The sequence below is a fragment of the Streptomyces sp. A1136 genome (assembly GCF_004795055.1).
Lineage (GTDB): Bacteria > Actinomycetota > Actinomycetes > Streptomycetales > Streptomycetaceae > Streptomyces.
The window spans coordinates 1-15446 of record NZ_SSBJ01000008.1 but is presented as its reverse complement, the minus strand read 5'-3'; the positions used below and the strand labels follow the sequence as shown (position 1 = coordinate 15446).

At 73.4% G+C, this 15446-nt stretch carries 18 protein-coding genes; 9 read left to right on the top strand and 9 right to left on the bottom strand.

Going from position 1 to position 15446, the window contains the following annotated elements:
- Nucleotides 1-148: 148 nt before the first annotated feature.
- The 4 genes from E6R62_RS09885 to E6R62_RS09870 all read left to right on the top strand — a co-directional run bounded on the left by E6R62_RS09885 (nucleotide 149) and on the right by E6R62_RS09870 (nucleotide 3902).
- Nucleotides 149-604 (top strand): SRPBCC family protein, encoded by a 456-nt coding sequence (locus E6R62_RS09885; RefSeq protein WP_136212981.1) that lies wholly within the window; start codon nucleotides 149-151, stop codon nucleotides 602-604.
- Nucleotides 591-2183: an NAD(P)/FAD-dependent oxidoreductase gene (locus tag E6R62_RS09880; protein WP_136212980.1), complete on the top strand. Its 1593-nt coding sequence runs from the start codon at nucleotides 591-593 to the stop codon at nucleotides 2181-2183. The genes E6R62_RS09885 and E6R62_RS09880 overlap by 14 nt, the downstream gene beginning before the upstream one ends.
- 133 nt (nucleotides 2184-2316) lie before the next feature.
- Nucleotides 2317-3543: a PP2C family protein-serine/threonine phosphatase gene (locus E6R62_RS09875; RefSeq protein WP_136213132.1), complete on the top strand. Its 1227-nt coding sequence runs from the start codon at nucleotides 2317-2319 to the stop codon at nucleotides 3541-3543.
- Complete coding sequence (locus E6R62_RS09870; protein WP_168714013.1) at nucleotides 3540-3902, top strand: STAS domain-containing protein; 363 nt, start codon at nucleotides 3540-3542, stop codon at nucleotides 3900-3902. Before E6R62_RS09875 ends, E6R62_RS09870 begins: the two co-directional genes overlap by 4 nt.
- Before the next feature lie 18 nt (nucleotides 3903-3920).
- On the opposite strand, the gene E6R62_RS09865 is transcribed toward E6R62_RS09870, so the two are convergent.
- Genes E6R62_RS09865 through E6R62_RS09855 form a run of 3 tightly spaced genes read right to left on the bottom strand, consistent with a single transcriptional unit; the run spans nucleotide 3921 to nucleotide 6507 of the window.
- Nucleotides 3921-4424, bottom strand: a complete 504-nt coding sequence (locus E6R62_RS09865) for a metallophosphoesterase (protein WP_136212978.1) — start codon at nucleotides 4422-4424, stop codon at nucleotides 3921-3923.
- 15 nt (nucleotides 4425-4439) lie between these two features.
- Nucleotides 4440-5642 (bottom strand): amidohydrolase, encoded by a 1203-nt coding sequence (locus E6R62_RS09860; RefSeq protein ID WP_136212977.1) that lies wholly within the window; start codon nucleotides 5640-5642, stop codon nucleotides 4440-4442.
- 13 nt (nucleotides 5643-5655) lie between these two features.
- Nucleotides 5656-6507: an SDR family oxidoreductase gene (locus tag E6R62_RS09855; RefSeq protein WP_136213131.1), complete on the bottom strand. Its 852-nt coding sequence runs from the start codon at nucleotides 6505-6507 to the stop codon at nucleotides 5656-5658.
- Nucleotides 6508-6834: 327 nt separating this feature from the next.
- On the opposite strand from E6R62_RS09855, the gene pgm reads away from it, so the two are divergent.
- The 4 genes from pgm (at nucleotide 6835) to E6R62_RS09835 (ending at nucleotide 10066) form a co-directional block, all read left to right on the top strand.
- Entirely contained in the window at nucleotides 6835-8475 is a 1641-nt protein-coding gene (pgm, locus tag E6R62_RS09850; RefSeq protein WP_136212976.1) for a phosphoglucomutase (alpha-D-glucose-1,6-bisphosphate-dependent), read from the top strand.
- An 83-nt stretch (nucleotides 8476-8558) separates the two neighbouring features.
- Complete coding sequence (locus E6R62_RS09845; protein WP_136212975.1) at nucleotides 8559-9449, top strand: oxygenase MpaB family protein; 891 nt, start codon at nucleotides 8559-8561, stop codon at nucleotides 9447-9449.
- Nucleotides 9450-9559: 110 nt separating this feature from the next.
- Nucleotides 9560-9826, top strand: a complete 267-nt coding sequence (locus tag E6R62_RS09840; protein ID WP_136212974.1) for a DUF4235 domain-containing protein — start codon at nucleotides 9560-9562, stop codon at nucleotides 9824-9826.
- Between the two features lie 45 nt (nucleotides 9827-9871).
- Complete coding sequence (locus tag E6R62_RS09835; protein WP_136212973.1) at nucleotides 9872-10066, top strand: CsbD family protein; 195 nt, start codon at nucleotides 9872-9874, stop codon at nucleotides 10064-10066.
- A gap of 142 nt (nucleotides 10067-10208) precedes the next feature.
- Here the strand turns inward: E6R62_RS09835 and E6R62_RS40760 are convergent, their stop codons facing one another.
- The 3 genes from E6R62_RS40760 to E6R62_RS09820 all read right to left on the bottom strand — a co-directional run bounded on the left by E6R62_RS40760 (nucleotide 10209) and on the right by E6R62_RS09820 (nucleotide 12091).
- A complete protein-coding gene (locus E6R62_RS40760) occupies nucleotides 10209-10772 on the bottom strand; it encodes a DUF5133 domain-containing protein (RefSeq protein WP_240801576.1) in 564 nt (187 codons plus the stop codon).
- A gap of 116 nt (nucleotides 10773-10888) precedes the next feature.
- A complete protein-coding gene (locus E6R62_RS09825) occupies nucleotides 10889-11293 on the bottom strand; it encodes an ATP-binding protein (protein WP_136212972.1) in 405 nt (134 codons plus the stop codon).
- Nucleotides 11294-11530: 237 nt separating this feature from the next.
- A complete protein-coding gene (locus E6R62_RS09820) occupies nucleotides 11531-12091 on the bottom strand; it encodes a hemerythrin domain-containing protein (protein WP_136212971.1) in 561 nt (186 codons plus the stop codon).
- Between the two features lie 165 nt (nucleotides 12092-12256).
- On the opposite strand from E6R62_RS09820, the gene E6R62_RS09815 reads away from it, so the two are divergent.
- Nucleotides 12257-13492: an aromatic acid exporter family protein gene (locus E6R62_RS09815; protein ID WP_136212970.1), complete on the top strand. Its 1236-nt coding sequence runs from the start codon at nucleotides 12257-12259 to the stop codon at nucleotides 13490-13492.
- Between the two features lie 175 nt (nucleotides 13493-13667).
- On the opposite strand, the gene E6R62_RS09810 is transcribed toward E6R62_RS09815, so the two are convergent.
- From E6R62_RS09810 to E6R62_RS09800, 3 genes are all read right to left on the bottom strand, one after another.
- The gene (locus E6R62_RS09810; RefSeq protein WP_136212969.1) at nucleotides 13668-13934 is read right to left on the bottom strand and encodes a GlsB/YeaQ/YmgE family stress response membrane protein; all 267 of its coding nucleotides are present in this window, start codon (nucleotides 13932-13934) and stop codon (nucleotides 13668-13670) included.
- A gap of 16 nt (nucleotides 13935-13950) precedes the next feature.
- Nucleotides 13951-14484: a type 1 glutamine amidotransferase domain-containing protein gene (locus E6R62_RS09805; RefSeq protein ID WP_136212968.1), complete on the bottom strand. Its 534-nt coding sequence runs from the start codon at nucleotides 14482-14484 to the stop codon at nucleotides 13951-13953.
- Between the two features lie 428 nt (nucleotides 14485-14912).
- Nucleotides 14913-15101, bottom strand: coding sequence for a hypothetical protein (locus tag E6R62_RS09800; RefSeq protein ID WP_136212967.1), 189 nt, complete (start codon nucleotides 15099-15101; stop codon nucleotides 14913-14915).
- Nucleotides 15102-15446: the final 345 nt, after the last annotated feature.

Below are 15446 nucleotides of genomic sequence, written 5' to 3'. Positions count from 1 at the left end.
CCGCCCCGAGGGCCCGAGCGCGGCGGACCGCCCGGCGCCGTGCCACGCCGCACCGGCCCCACCGGCCCGCCCGTCCGCGCGCCGTATGAACCCGGTCGCCCGGGGTAGGCGCCGGACACCGACGCGCCACCGAGCACCTGGAGGAGCCATGGCAGTGCAGCACCGGCTCATACGTCGTCCGCCCGCCTGGGTGTGGGACGTCCTCAAGGACGGCAGCCGGTACGCCGACTGGGTGGTCGGCACCGAGGACTCGTGGGAGGACGAGGGGCACTGGCCCATGGAAGGCGCCACCCTCGGCTACCGCGTCAAGCTCGGCCCCGTCACCTACGAGGGGCGGACCGTCGTACGGGTCTGCGAGCCACCGGACCGGCTGGAACTGGAGGCGATGGCCGGCAAGGGCGGCAGCGCCCGCATCGCCATCGAGATCAAACCCTGGGGCAGGGACACCCTCGTCATCATCGACGAACACCCCCTGCGCGGCCGCAACGGGTCCTTCCACAACGCCGCCATCGACCTCCTCGTCCAGCTCCGCCACCGCACCATGCTCGGACGCCTCTCCCGAGCCGTGGAGTCCAAGGGAGCCCGACCCGATGGCGAATCCTGACGCGGTGGTCATCGGCGCCGGCCCGAACGGCCTGGTCGCGGCCAACGTCCTCGCCGACGCGGGCTGGCGGGTCGTGGTCCTGGAGGCGGCCCCCGAACCCGGCGGGGCGGTCCGCAGCGACCGGGGGCTCCACCCCGACTACGTCCACGACCTGTTCAGCGCCTTCTACCCGCTCGCGGCGGCCTCCCCCGTGATCCGGGACATGCGCCTGGAAGAACAGGGGCTGCGCTGGAGCCGTGCCCCGGCGGTGGTCGCCCACCCCCTCGAAGACGGCCGCTGCGCCGTCCTCGGCGGCGACGTCCACGACACGGCGGCCTCCGTGGAAGCCTTCGCGCCGGGCGACGGAGCCGCCTGGGAGCGGCTCTGCGCCCTCTGGCAGCGCACCGGCGACGACATCCTGGGCTGCCTGTTCACCCCCTTCCCGCCCGTCCGCGCCGGCGCGCGGCTCGCCGCACGGCTGCGCGCGGCGGAGGGCCTGCGGCTGGCCCGCAGGATGCTGCTGCCCGCCCGCAGGCTCGGCGAGGAGGAGTTCTCCGGCGAGGGCGGCCGGTTGCTGATCGCGGGCAACGCCCTGCACGCCGACCTCGGCCCGGAGTCGGCCCTCGGCGGCGGCTTCGGCTGGCTGATGTGCATGCTCGGCCAGGCGTACGGCTTCCCCGTGCCCGTCGGAGGGGCCCAGGCCCTCACCCGGGCCCTGGTGCGCCGCCTGGAGGCGCGCGGCGGCACCCTGTACTGCTCGCGCGCGGCCACCCGCGTCGTGGTCCGGGGCGGACGCGCCGTCGCCGTGCGCACCGAGGACGGCGTCGAGATCCCGGTCCGTCGGGCCGTGCTCGCCGACGTGCCCGCCCCGATCCTTTACGAGCGGCTGGTGGGCCGGGAGCACCTGCCCGAGCGGCTGCGCTCCGATCTGCGGCGCTTCCAGTGGGACTTCGCCACCGTCAAGGTGGACTGGGCCCTGTCCGAGCCGATCCCCTGGCGGTCCGAGGGCGCCCGGCGGGCCGGGACGGTCCATCTGGCCGAGGGCCTGGACGAGCTGACCATGTTCTCCGCCCAGATCGCGATGAGCCGGGTGCCGAGCGTCCCGTTCGTAATCCTCGGCCAGATGACCACGGCGGACGCCACCCGCTCACCCGCCGGCACCGAATCCGCGTGGGCGTACACCCACGTCCCCCAGAACATCGTCGGTGACGCCGCGGACGACGGCCCGGGCGCCATCACCGGCACGTGGGACGAACGCGACAAGGAGGCGATCGCCGCCCGCGTCGAGGCGCAGATCGAGCGCTACGCCCCCGGTTTCGGCGCCACCGTACGGGCCCGTCGCGTCCTCGCACCCCCTGACCTGGAACAACTCAACCCGGCCCTGATCGGCGGCGCCGTCAACCAGGGCACCACCAATCTGCACCAGCAACTGCTCTTCCGTCCCGTCCCCGGCACCGGCCGCCCCGGCACCCCCGTCCGCGGCCTCTACCTCGCCTCCTCGACGGCCCACCCCGGCGGCGGGGTACACGGGGCGCCCGGTGCCAACGCCGCCCGTACGGCCCTGAGGTCCCTCCGGCTCCGGGGCGGCGCGACCTCCTGAGGGGCGGCGCCGGCCCCGGTGTGCTGGACTGGGCCGTGACGCACCGGGGCTGTGACGTACCCCCGTCACGTACCGGGCCGTGAGCGGACGAGAGGACTCGGTGACGATCGAGCGCGAGCACGGCAGCCGACGCATGCTGATGGGCCTGCTGGCGGCCAGCCACCTCATGCCGATGGAACGCGTACCGGAGCAGGCCCGCGTCCACGGCGCGTACGCCGGCTTCACCGACGTGTGCGTCTACGTCGCCGACGTGCAGGGCAGCGTGCTGCGGCTGCTCACCGGCATGGGGCTGGACGTACCCGCCCCGGGGGACTGCGTCGCGGAGCCCGAGCTGCCGATCGAGGGCACGCTGGCCGGCCGTGCCTACCAGTACGGCGAGATCGTGCCCGTGACGGTACGGGACGACCTCCAGTGGTGGGTGCCCATGCTGGACGGCGCCGAGCGGCTGGGCCTGGTCAGGCTGACCACCCCCCACGACGACGACCAGGCCAGGCAGGACGCCGAGTCCCTCGCCTCCCTCCTGGCCCTGCTGGTCGTCACCAAGCGGGACCACAGCGATTCCTACGCCCGCCTCGTGCGGACCACTCCCATGAACGTCGCCGCGGAGATGCAGTGGCACCTGATGCCCCCGCGCACCTACGCGGACGGCCGGGTGGTGATCTCGGCCGTCATGGAGCCCGCCTACCGGATCAGCGGCGACGCCTTCGACTACGCCCTGGCCGGTCCGGTGGTGCACCTGTCGATCTTCGACGCGATGGGACACGACACCGCCGCCGGACTGGCGGCTAACCTGGCGGTCGGTGCCTGCCGCAACTCCCGCCGCCAGGGGTCGGACCTGGTCGACACGAGCGAGCGGGTGGAGGAGCTGCTGCTGGAGCAGTTCCGGCACGACTCCTACGTGACCGGCATCCTGGCCGACCTCGACACCTCGACCGGCGAGCTGACCTGGGTCAACCGCGGCCACCATCCGCCCCTCGTCATCCGGGGCGGCCGGTGGACCAGCCGGCTGACGTGTCCCCCGGCCCACCCCATGGGCACCGACCTCAAACTGCCGGTCACCGTCTGCCGGGAGCAGTTGGAACCCGGGGACCGGCTGGTGCTGTACACCGACGGCATCACCGAGGCGCGCCGTCCCGGCTCGAACGAGTTCGGCCTCGAACGGTTCAGCGACTTCCTCATCCGCCGGCACGCCGACGGGCTGCCGGTGCCGGAGACCCTGAGGCGCCTCATCCAGGCCGTCATGGAGCACCACGAGGGACACCTCGACGACGACGCCACCATCCTGCTGTGCGAATGGCTCGGACCCAGGCCCGAGCGCACGCGGGAGGCGGCGGCCCACACCGGCACGGCCGACCCGTGAACCACAGCGTCCTGCGTCTGAGCGTCCGGGAAGCGGACGGCCCCCGGTTGGTCGCCGCGCTCGCCGGCGCCATGGACTGGCACACCGCTCGTCAACTGCGCGAGGAGGCCACGAGTCTGGTCGAGGTCAACCCGCGGCTCGTCCTGGACGTCTCCGCGGTGACCTTCTGCGACTCCTCCGGCCTCAGCGCCCTCGTGCAACTGCGCCGCCGGGCCCTGGACGCGGGAGGATCGGTGGTCCTCACGGGAGTCCCCGGCCACCTGCGGAGACTGTTGGAGATCAGCGGCCTGGGCCCGGTCCTCCTCGGGGACGGAGGCGCCGAGGCCGAGCGACCCGGCGGCCCGCACGGCCCGCCGTGAAGGCGCGGGGCCCGGGCGTCAGCGCGCGGGTGGCAACCGGTGCAGCCGGACCCCGGTCAGCTCCCCGCCGACGGCCTCGGCCGTCATGTACGTGTGGAACGGTTGGCGGCGCCGGTCGGTCGGGGAACCGGGGTTCAGCAACCGCAGGCCACCGGGGGCGGTGGTGTCCCAGGGGATGTGGCTGTGACCGAACACCAGGACGTCCAGGTCCGGGAACCGCCTGGCACACCGCGCCTCCCGCCCGGCCGCGGCCCCCGTCTCATGCACCACCCCGACGCGCACGCCCTCCAGAACCACCCGCGCCACCTCCGGCAGCCGCTCGCAAAGCGCCGGGCTGTCGTTGTTCCCGTGCACCGCGACCAGCTCGCGGGCGTGCCCCGCGACCAGCGCGTAGGCGGCCTCGTCCACCCAGTCACCCGCGTGGACGACCACGTCCGCGCGCCCGAGCTCCGCCACCAAGGCGGCCGGGAGCGTCTTGGCGCGCGTGGGCAGATGCGTGTCGGAGATCAGCAACAGGCGCATGCCGCCACCGTACGGTCACGCCCCCGCCGCGGCCTGTTGCCGCAGCTGCTCCCAGGCCGTCTCCTTCAACCTGGCGTCCAGCAAGACGTCCGCCGCCGTGCAGGCCAAAGCCCGCGCCGAGGCCAGCATCGCCCGCCGCCCCGGCGGGGCCGCCGCGGCGAGAGCGAAACCGGGAGTGTGATCGGAGCCGGACTCGTCCATGATCGCGACGAACGGGTGGATGGCCGGGACCCGGTGGCTCACGTCTCCGATGTCCGAGGAGCCCAGGTACACCCCCGGCGCCGGATCACCGACCGCGATGCCGGCCCGCCCGATGTGTCGGGTGAACCGGTCCGACAGCGCCCGGTTGTTGCGGAAGTGCCGGTAGCCCGTACCGACCGGGGTGACCTCGGCCTTGGTGCCCGTGGCCTTGGCGACCCCCTGGGCGCAGGAGTCGAGTTCCGCCGCCAGTTCCTCCAACGCGCCCGTCGTCGCACCGCGCAGCCCGAACAGGCCTTCGGCGTAGGCGGGTACGACGTTGGTGGACTCGCCGCCGTCCGTCACGATGCCCTGGACGTGCGAGCCGGCGGGCAGCCGCCCGGCGAGTACGGCGGTGGTGTTGAACAGCTGGACCAGGGCGGCGAGCGCGTCGACGCCCTCCGTCGGGTTGCCGGTGGGGTGGGCGGCGCGGCCGTGGAACCCGACCCTGACCTGACGCTGGGCCGTCAGCGGCGCCCACGCCCAACTGTGGACCCCCGGGTGGAACATCAGCGCGGCGTCCACCCCGTCGAAGACGCCCGCCGACACCAACTCCACCTTGCCGCCGCCCCGCTCCTCGGCCGGGGTCCCCACGGCCAGCACCGTCCCCCCGGCGTCCCCGAGCGCCGCCCGCACCGCGGCCGCCGCTCCCAGCCCGGCGGCGGCGATCAGGTTGTGGCCGCAGGCGTGCCCCAGACCGGGCAGCGCGTCGTACTCCATCAGCAGGGCCACGCGCGGCCCGTCCCCGTCGCCGGAGCGGGCGACGAACGCGGTCGGCAGCCCGGCCGTGCCCCTCTCGACGGTGAAGCCCTCCCGCTCGAACTCGGCGCTCAGCAGGGCGGAGGAGCGGTGCTCCGCGTAGGCGGTCTCGGGGTCCCGGTGCAGGGCGCAACTGATGTCCCAGAGCCGGTCGGCGCGCAGGGCCACCTCCTCGTCGATCCGGGCGTACAGGGCCTCGTCGGCCTGGTGGTCGTGTGACACATGTCCTCCGATGTCAGGGGAGCGGCGTCCCGCCGGTGGCGTTGAGGATCTCCGCGGTGAGATAGCTCGCCTGGGTCGAGGCGAGGAAGACGTACGCGGGGGCCAGTTCGGCGGGCTGGGCCGGTCGGCCCAGCGGCGACTGGGCGCCGAAGTCGCCGGTCTCCGGCATCGTGGCCGGGATCAGTGGAGTCCACACGGGCCCGGGCGCGACGGCGTTGACCCGGATGCCGTCGGACGCCGTCATCTGGGCCAGGCCCTGCGTGAAGGTGACGATGGCGCCCTTGGTCATGGCGTAGTCCAGCAGCGGCGGGCTGGGCTTGTAGGCCTGGACGGAGGTGGTGTTGATGATGCTCCCGCCCGACGGGATGTGGGGCAGGGCCATCTTGGACAGCCAGAACATCCCGTACAGGTTGGTGCGCACGACCCGGTCGAACTGCTCGGTGGTGATCGCGGAGATCCCCTCGGGCTGTGCCATCTGGTAGGCGGCGTTGTTGACCAGTACGTCGATGCGACCGAACTCGGTGACCGCCCGCTCCACCAGCGCCCGGCACTGTTCCTCCTCGCGGATGTCACAGGCCACGGCCACCGCCTTGCGGCCCGCCTCCTCCACCAGCCGCTCGGTCTGCCGGGCGTCCTCCTCTTCCCCGGGCAGGTAGGTGAAGAGCACGTCGGCGCCCTCGCGCGCGTAGGCGATCGCGACCGCCCGGCCGATGCCGGAGTCACCGCCCGTGATCACGGTCTTGCGGTCCTCCAACAGACCGTGGCCCCGGTAGGACGTCTCACCGTGGTCGGGTACCGGGTCCATCGCCCCGGTCCGTCCCGGGTGCTCCTGCTCCTGTCGGGGGAATTCCGGCCGGGGGTACATGGTGGTGGGGTCAGGGGCCCCGCTGCTGCGTTCCACGTGGCACAACCTCCTCGAAAGCGCTTCGACGCCCCCGCTCGCGGGGGCCGTACCGAAGCACGCGGACGCTGCCGCGCGTGCCCCGGCACGCTGCGGCTAACCGCTCACCGCTGCCCCAAACCCGGACGAACGCAGCGAACGGGGCCGGTAGGAGTCGCCCTCGCTGGGTAGGCCGTGTGGGGGGCGGATCGGAGCGGCGGGGCCCGGGGCCCGGCCGCGTCCGCCTCCGGCACGACCATGGAGCGGCGCGGACCCCGTCGGGAGTCCCGACCAGTACGGAGGAGCGAACGGATGCCGAACGAGCGAGCTGGGCAGCAGGCGCGAGCGGAGGACCTCATCGACGTGTCCCGCCTGGTGACCGCGTACTACGCCCTGCACCCGGACCCCGCCGACCCGGCCCAGCGCGTCGGCTTCGGCACCTCGGGGCACCGCGGATCGTCCCTCGCCACCGCGTTCAACGAGGACCACATCGCCGCGACGAGCCAGGCCATCTGCGAGTACCGGGCCCGGCAGGGCGTGGACGGGCCTTTGTTCCTCGGCGCCGACACGCACGCGCTGTCCGAACCCGCCCGGGTCACGGCCGTCGAGGTGTTCGCCGCCAACGGCGTGAACGTCCTCGTCGACACCGCCGACGGCTACACCCCCACGCCCGCGGTCTCCCACGCCATCCTCACCCACAACCGGGGCCGCACCGACGCCCTGGCCGACGGGGTGGTCGTCACCCCCTCGCACAACCCGCCCGGCGACGGCGGGTTCAAGTACAACCCGCCCCACGGCGGCCCCGCCGGATCGGACGCGACGGGCTGGATCCAGGACCGGGCCAACGAGATCATCGCCGGTGGCTCGAAGGAGGTGCGGAGACTGCCGTACGCGCGGGCCCTCGCGGCCCCCACCACCGCCCGGTACGACTTCCTCGGGGCCTACGTCCGGGACCTTCCCTCCGTGCTCGACCTCGACGCCGTCCGCGCGGCGGGCGTACGCATCGGCGCCGACCCGCTCGGCGGCGCCTCGGTCGCCTACTGGGGACGCATCGCCGAGGAGCACCGCCTGGACCTGACCGTCGTCAATCCGGAGACCGACCCCACCTGGCGCTTCATGACCCTGGACTGGGACGGGAAGATCCGGATGGACTGCTCCTCCCCGCACGCCATGGCCTCGCTCATCGAGGGACGGGCCCGGTTCGACATCACGACCGGCAACGACGCCGACGCCGACCGGCACGGCATCGTCACCCCGGACGGCGGCCTGATGAACCCCAACCACTACCTCGCCACCGCCATCGACTACCTCTACCGCCACCGTGAGGGATGGCCGTCCTCCGCCGGCATCGGCAAGACCCTCGTGTCCTCCGGGATGATCGACCGGGTGGCCGCCGACCTCGGCAGGGAGCTGGTGGAAGTCCCGGTCGGCTTCAAGTGGTTCGTGGACGGCCTGGCCGGCGGCACCCTCGGGTTCGGCGGCGAGGAGTCCGCGGGCGCCTCCTTCCTGCGCCGCGACGGCTCCGTCTGGACCACCGACAAGGACGGCATCCTCCTGGCCCTGCTGGCCTCCGAGATCCTCGCGGTCACGGGACAGAGCCCCTCCGAGCGGTACGCCGGGCTCACGGCCCGGTTCGGGGAGCCGGCGTACGCCCGGATCGACGCCCCGGCCACCCGGGAGGAGAAGGCCGTCCTCGCCCGGCTGTCCCCGCGGCAGGTCACCGCGGACACCCTGGCCGGTGACGCGGTCACCGGCGTGCTCACCAGCGCCCCGGGCAACGGCGCGGCCTTCGGCGGGATCAAGGTGACCACCGACCACGCCTGGTTCGCGGCCCGCCCCTCGGGCACCGAGGACGTCTACAAGATCTACGCGGAGTCGTTCCGCGGCCCCGGGCACCTCGCCGAAGTGCAGGAAGCGGCACGCTCGGTGGTCTCCGCGGCCCTGTCCGCCTGACCCCGGCGAACCGGACCGGCGCGGGCCGGGCGTCCCGGGGGTTCCCGGGCCGCCCGGCCGCGCGGGAGGATGGGAGCGTGAGGATGTCCGAGGGACCGGACCGGGGCCAGGGCCTGCGGGAGCGGATCGGGACGAGCCTGTTCGCCCATGTGGCCGGGCCGACGGGGCGACAGAACCGCGCCCGCATCCACGGCACCCCCGGCCCCCGCTGGTTCGGCCCCGAACGGCCCATCCGCACCGTCCACGGGGACGCGTCCATGTTCATCGGCGGCCTCAGCGCGCTCCTGTTGCAGTCCCTGCACCCGCGTGCGATGGCCGCCGTCGCCGCGCACTCCGGTTTCAGGGGCGACCCCTGGGGGCGCCTCCAGCGCACCAGCACCTTCCTCGCGTTCACCACCTACGCCACCGTCGAGGACGCCCAGCACGCCGTCGACCGGGTGCGCGAGGTGCACGAACGCATCCGGGGCACCACGGCCTCCGGGGAGCCCTACCACGCGGCCGATCCGCACCTGCTGTGCTGGGTCCACGTGGCGGAGGTCGACAGCTTCCTGCGCGCCCACCAGCGGTTCGGCACCCACCCCCTGGACGGCGCCGGTTGCGACGCGTACGTCGCCGACACCGCCCGGGTCGCCCGCGCGCTCGGCATACCCGACCCACCGGACGACCGCGCCTCGCTCGCCGCGCGGCTCGCCGCCTACCGCCCGGAACTGCGGGCCACACCGGAGGCGCTGGACGCGGCGCGTTTCATCCTCCGCGAGCCGCCGCTGCCCTGGGCGGCCCGCGGCCCGTACACCGTCCTGGCGTCCAACGCCGTCCGCTTGCTGCCGCCGTGGGCCCGCACCATGCTGGGTCTGCGTACCGCGCCCTACCTGCCCGACGACCTCGTACGCCTGTCCGGGCGGGCGTTGACCGGGACCATCCGGTGGGCGATGGGCTCCCTGCCGCCCCGCGAGGAGCCGATCGGGCCGCACTGACGGCGCGAAAACCCGCCGGAGGCCGGGCTTATCCCGGCGGCGGTGGGGCAGACGCCGCTGCGGAGGTCGCTCCGGACATCATCGCGGGGCCGACGGAAGGAGCGCGGACGGTGAACAAGGCCAAGATCGCCTACAAGCCGGTGGGACTGGCGCTCGGCGCCGCCGCCGGCATGCTGGCGGGCGTGACGTTCAAACAGGTCTGGAAGCTGGCGGGCCACGAGGACGACGCGCCGGACGCCACGGACGAGGGCAGGGCATGGCGCGAGATCCTGCTCGCGGCTGCCCTGCAAGGGGCGATTTTCGCCGTGGTCAAGGCCGCTGTCGAACGCGGCGGGGCCACCGCCGTACGACGCGTCTCGGGCACCTGGCCCGCCTGACGGGCGGGCACACCCAGTCGAATTCGAGCCGAGGAGGAGGTCCTCATGGCCGGCAAGGGCGGTATGGACAAGGCCAAGGGCAAGATCAAGGAGACCGCGGGCAAGGCCACCGGCAACGACCGGATGGCCGCCGAGGGAAAGATGGACCAGGCCAAGGGCAAGGCGAAGGACGCGCTGAAAGACACCAAGACCAAGGCCAAGGGCGCGAAGGACACCAAGGGCACGAGGGGTTCGCTCTGACACCCGCCCGAACCTGACGGTCGAACGGCTCCGCCCGGTGTGTACCGGGCGGAGCCGTCGTCGTACCGGTCGGCGGCCGTCCCGATGTCGAGCCGGCCGGGGTCGGCGTCAGGCGCCCGGGCCGAGCCGGCGTCAGGGAGCCTCAGCTCTCCCGTGGGCCGCTGCGGCCCTCCGCACCCTCGCCGGGCCGTGGCCGCGCGCCCACCAGCGACTCGGCGGCCTTGAGAGCGTCGTGGGGCGTCCGGCGGCCCATCATCACGCACAACGTGTACGTGGCGTCGTCGAGCCGACTCTGGAGGGCCAGGTCCTCCGGAGCCCGCAGCAGCTCCCGGCGCAGTGCCCGGAAGCGGGCGATGTGCTCGCGCAACACCTCCGCCCGGGGCAGCAGTCGGGCCCCCGGCCCCTGCTCCGGCCCCGACCGGGCCAGGCGCATCGCGGTGCGCAGCGCCTGCCGGAGCGAAGTGGGTTCGTCCTGGCCGGTGAGCAGTGCCACGGCAGCCTTGCAGCTCTCCTCCACCGTGGTGCCCGCCTCCTCCGCGGCGGCAGCCAGCAGCCGCCGGGCCGTTTCGGCACTACAGGGGACCAGGGCCATGAGGACTCCCGTCGCCCGCGCCATGCGCGCGCGGGCCGCCGTCGCGGCGTCGAGCGAGGGGTCGCCGGCCGCCGCGGACGTTCGGCGACGACGGGGTGTGGGTGTCTCGGTCATCCGCTCGTCGCCTCCGCTTGTCATGCCGTTACACGCCAGACTGCCCGGTATCGGGCATCCCGTATCCCGGTACGCGGTCAAATCGCGGTCAGCGGCGGGTTCCGGCCGTCCGGAGGTCACTCCAGGGAAATCCGGGCGTGGATCGTCTTGCCCCCGTCGGGGGTGGGCCGGATGTCCACGTATTCGGTGAGGTGGTGCACGAGGTTCCAGCCCCAACCGCCGCTCCCCCGGTGGTCGGGTGCGCGGGGCGTGGGCCGCTGCGGGCTGGTGTCCGTGACGTCGACGTCGATGGCCCGGGGGTGGAGCGTCAGACGGAGGGTGCAGGGACCCTCGGTGTGCCGCAGGGCGTTGGTGACGAGTTCGGTGACCAGGAGCAGCAGCGTGTCCGGTGCCGGGTCCGGTACGGGACGGCCGTGGTCCCGGGCGTCGGCCAGAAAGCGGGTGGCGGTGTCGCGGGCGACGGCGTTGGCCCCCGGCTCCGGGCGGAGCGTGACAGTGTGCCGGGCGAGAGAGGTGTCCATGGGCGCGGTCTCCCTGAGGGCGCCTTGAGGTTCGTCTTCTCCGCCTGCCCGTGGCTCTGCCGGGCCATGTGTCGCGTGTGCGGCGGTTTTCCCGATACCTCCTGCGGTGACGCGCGGCGGCCGCCGCAGTCCCCACCCCGTCGCGGTGCCGGGCCGGACGGCCGCTCCGAGCCCGCGCGCGAGCGGCGGCCGCGGTGCCGGAGGGGCGGCCCGCGGCGCCACCGCCCTGCGGGCACGTCAGTCCTTGCCCCGTCCGCTCATCGCGTCGCGGAGGCGGTCGACCATGCCCACGCCGGGAGCGAGCAGCTTGTTCGCCGGCGGCTTGTCGGGCGCCGAGGGGTGCGGACGGGTCGGCGCCGTCTTCTTCGCCTGACGCACCTTGTCGCCGAGCTTGTTCAGCATGTCCGGCGTACAGGCCGCGCGCAGCTGCGGGAACAGGTTGTTCTCCTCGTCGGCCACGTGCGCCCGGATCTCCGCCATGAGCTTGGTCATCAGGGCGTCGAAACGAGGGTCGTCCGCGTCGCAGCCCTCCAGGTCCTTCATGGTGCGCTCGGCCATCGCGTGGTCCTCCAGCTCCTTGTCCGCGATGCTGTCGCCCTCGGGGAGGTGCTCGCGGACGGCCGGGTAGAGGTAGGACTCCTCGGCCACGGAGTGTCGGACCAGCTCCATGATGGCCTGATCCGCGTGGTGCTTCCTGCGCGCGTCGCCCGGCGGCAGTGCCTGGATCTTGGTGAAGAGCTCCTCCACCTCCTCGTGGTCCGTGGTCAGTTCCGCGATGACGTCGCCGCCGTGTCCCATGCGTCTCTCCTCGCTCGTCCAGTCGGTCCGGTCCGGCCCCCCAGTCAAGCGCCGCGAGGTGGGCGCCCACCGGATTGGTCCTCACGTAGCGTGTCGTGACATATCCGGTGTGTACCGCGTGCGCCGGGCGGCGTTGATCTTCATACGAAGGGGAAGGGGCGGGTCATGTCATTCTCTGCTCCACTGCGTCAGCTGGTGCGCCGACACCGGGAGCCCGCTGTCGTCCAGACCGTCCGTTCCACCGCGGCCGCCGTGATCGCCTATGTCGTCGCCCTGCGGCTCAGCGGTGAACCCGCCCCGCTGACCGCCCCGCTCACCGCGCTGCTCGTCGTACAGGTCACCCTCTACTCGACCCTCACCACCGGCATCCGTCGGGTCAACTCCGTGGTGGCGGGGGTGCTGCTCGCGATCGGGTTCAGCGCACTGGTGGGGTTGACCTGGTGGAGCCTCGGTCTGATCATCCTGGTCTCCCTCACCATCGGCCCGCTGGTGAAGGCCGGCGAGTTCGTGCCGGAGGTCGCGATCAGCGCCATGCTGGTCCTCGGCGTCACCCGGGTGGCGGACACCGCCTGGGACCGGGTGTTGGAAACCCTGATCGGCGCTGCCGTCGGCCTGCTGTTCAACGTGCTGTTCGTACCGCCCGTGTGGGTCGGGCCGGCCAGCGAGGCGATCACCGACCTCGCCCGGCGGATGCGGGCCCTGATGGTGCACATCACCGACGAACTCGACCAACACACCACGGTGGAGAAGGCCGCCGCCCGTCTGCACGAGGCGCGCCGGCTCGACAACGACATCGCCCAGGTCGACGCCGCGCTCCGGCAGGCCGAGGACAGCCTGCGACTGAACCCGCGCGTGCGCGAAGGCCTCCTGTCCCGTCTGGTGCTGCGCACCGGGCTGGACACCCTGGAGATCTGCGCGGTGGTGCTGCGCGTCTCCTGCCGGACCCTGACCGACCTGGCCCACGCGCGGCCCGCCGAACCCCTCTTCCCGACCCACATCGCGCAGGCGCTGCGCGAGTTGTACGCGCACACGGCCGTCGCCGTCGAGAGTTTCGCCCAGCTGATCACCGCCCAGGTCAGCGCCAACGCCGAGGAAGCCGAGAGCCGGCTGACCGAGGAGCTCAAGACGGCCCGTCTGAGCCGGGACCACCTCGCGGGCCTGCTTCTGGAGCAGGTCCGCACCCACCCCGCCGAGTGGCAGCTCTCGGGCGCGCTGCTCGCCGAAGCGGACCGGGTCCTGGACGAACTCGGCGTGGAGAAACGTTCCGAGCGGCTCATCGAGGAACTCGACCGGCACTCGCGGATGCGGCGCGAGCGCTTCCCGCGGCTGCACCGCCTGGCCGGTCAGCTGCGCGGCCGTCCCGGAGCGGAGGAGAGCCGCAGCCGTCGGCTTCGCTGGTAGTGACGGAGCCCGCCCGGCGCTACGGCGCCACGGGCGGGCGGGCGGGCGGGCGTCGGTCGCGGTGGCGGGTGATGGTGTGCGGCCCGTGACCGGCCATGGCGGCCGCGCCCGGATTCGGACCGACGAAAGCCGGCCCTCGCGACGGAGCGGGGGCCGGCTTCGAACGCGGACGCCGTCAGGCGTTCCTGCGTCCGGCGATCAGCCGGTAGACCAGCAGCACGATGACGGAACCGACGACGGCCGCGATCCACGTCGAGAGGTGGAAGAAGCCGTTGATCGAGTCCACCCCGAAGATGACCTTGCCGAGCCAGCCGCCGAGGAGGCCGCCGACGATACCGATCAGCATGGTGATCAGGCAGCCGCCGGGGTCTTTCCCGGGGGTGATGGCCTTGGCGATGAGCCCGGCCAGGAGGCCGATCAGAATCCAGGCGATGATGCCCATGGGCGAGCGTGTCCCTTCAGCGGTTGAACTCGGTGAGGAAGGTCTTGCAGAAGACCGGCAGGTCGTCGGGCTTGCGGCTCGTTACGAGCGTGTTGGGGCCGGCCGTGCACACCTTCACGGCTTCGTCGACCCAGGACGCGCCGGCGTTCTCCAGGTCCGTGCGCAGGCTCGGCCACGAGGTCAGGGTGCGGCCCCGGACGCGGTCCGCCTCGATCAGGGTCCACGGCGCGTGGCAGATCGCCGCGACTGGCTTGCCGGCGTCGAAGAAGCTCCGCACGAACTCCACCGCTCCGGTGTCCGTCCGCAGCGCGTCCGGGTTGGCCACGCCACCCGGAAGGACCAGTCCGTCGAAGTCGGCCGCCGAGGCCCGGGAGACGACGAGGTCGACCGGGAAGGTGTCCGCTTTGTCGAGGTGGTTGAACGCCTGGACGTGACCCGACTCGGTGGAGACGAGCTGCGGGTGCCCGCCGGCGTCGATCACCGCTTGCCACGGCTCTGTGAGCTCGACCTGCTCGACGCCCTCCGTAGCCGTCAAAAACGCCACACGCATGGGACGGTCCTTCCTGTGTGAAATCGGGACGAGGTTCCTATTTCGCCTGTCGTCTATCGCCCCTTGCCGGGCGACAGTCATCTCAAACCAGTTGCTTTCGCGTGGGGAAGCGGGTGACCCTGCCGGCGGCCGCGTGCCGACCGTGTGCGCCGGGCGGCCGGTGGGCCCGCGGGGGAGGGGGAGGCGGCAGCGAGGGTCGGCGGGGTGAGGTCGCGGCGACGGGGGGCGAGACGGACGGTGCGCCCAGGAGGCGTTCTTCGTACCGCCCGAGGGCCAGTACGGCTGCCAGCAGGGCGGGGGGAGTGAGCAGCGCGACGGCGAGCATGGAGGTCCTTTTCGTCGGACGAGCGTGTCCCTGACACGCGTGCCCCGTCGCGCCACCCGGAACCGGGCGCGCGGGCGCCTACGGCGCCCCTCCCGCCCGCCCCCTACGCGCCCACCGGCCCGGTGCCGGCGCCCTCCATCCCGCGAAGGGCGGTTCCTTCGCGCGCCATGACCGGTGCGGCGGGGGTCGGGGAAGGTGTCGGGCCCGCCGGCTCCTCGGCCTGCGGGGCGAGCCGGAACCCGCCGTCGACCCCGGCGGGACGCACGCCGAGCGCGAGACGGCTTCCGGGCATGCGTCAGCGTCGACCCACGGCCCGGGAGCCGCCGGTGAAGGGCGGCGTCACCCCGCGCGCCCCGGGCGGGCCGGGGTGGCCCCACGGGTCTCGCCGCCGGCCCGGGCAGGGGCCAGGTGCTGTCGTCAAAGTGGCGCGGTCGGGGCCCGGGGCGTCCGGTCCGTGCCTCGCAAGGCGGAGGGGCGCCGGGGTACTGGACGTACTCCGGCGCCCCGACCACGGGGCGAGCTGCGGTACCGGGAGGCCCGGGCCTGCGGGCACCTCCCAGCGGTGGCCGGGGGAGGGACCCCGGCGACAGGGCCTACGCGCGGCAGCGGTGGTGGTGTACCAGGATGGCGGCGGCCG

Coding starts and splice junctions, on each gene's coding strand:
- E6R62_RS09885 (WP_136212981.1), top strand. CDS start 149: ATGGCAGTGCAGCACCGGCTCATACGTCGTCCGCCCGCCTGGGTGTGG.
- E6R62_RS09880 (WP_136212980.1), top strand. CDS start 591: ATGGCGAATCCTGACGCGGTGGTCATCGGCGCCGGCCCGAACGGCCTG.
- E6R62_RS09875 (WP_136213132.1), top strand. CDS start 2,317: ATGCTGATGGGCCTGCTGGCGGCCAGCCACCTCATGCCGATGGAACGC.
- E6R62_RS09865 (WP_136212978.1), bottom strand. CDS start 4,424: ATGCGCCTGTTGCTGATCTCCGACACGCATCTGCCCACGCGCGCCAAG.
- E6R62_RS09855 (WP_136213131.1), bottom strand. CDS start 6,507: ATGTACCCCCGGCCGGAATTCCCCCGACAGGAGCAGGAGCACCCGGGA.
- pgm (WP_136212976.1), top strand. CDS start 6,835: ATGCCGAACGAGCGAGCTGGGCAGCAGGCGCGAGCGGAGGACCTCATC.
- E6R62_RS09845 (WP_136212975.1), top strand. CDS start 8,559: ATGTCCGAGGGACCGGACCGGGGCCAGGGCCTGCGGGAGCGGATCGGG.
- E6R62_RS09835 (WP_136212973.1), top strand. CDS start 9,872: ATGGCCGGCAAGGGCGGTATGGACAAGGCCAAGGGCAAGATCAAGGAG.
- E6R62_RS40760 (WP_240801576.1), bottom strand. CDS start 10,772: ATGACCGAGACACCCACACCCCGTCGTCGCCGAACGTCCGCGGCGGCC.
- E6R62_RS09825 (WP_136212972.1), bottom strand. CDS start 11,293: ATGGACACCTCTCTCGCCCGGCACACTGTCACGCTCCGCCCGGAGCCG.
- E6R62_RS09820 (WP_136212971.1), bottom strand. CDS start 12,091: ATGGGACACGGCGGCGACGTCATCGCGGAACTGACCACGGACCACGAG.
- E6R62_RS09815 (WP_136212970.1), top strand. CDS start 12,257: ATGTCATTCTCTGCTCCACTGCGTCAGCTGGTGCGCCGACACCGGGAG.
- E6R62_RS09810 (WP_136212969.1), bottom strand. CDS start 13,934: ATGGGCATCATCGCCTGGATTCTGATCGGCCTCCTGGCCGGGCTCATC.
- E6R62_RS09805 (WP_136212968.1), bottom strand. CDS start 14,484: ATGCGTGTGGCGTTTTTGACGGCTACGGAGGGCGTCGAGCAGGTCGAG.
- E6R62_RS09800 (WP_136212967.1), bottom strand. CDS start 15,101: ATGCCCGGAAGCCGTCTCGCGCTCGGCGTGCGTCCCGCCGGGGTCGAC.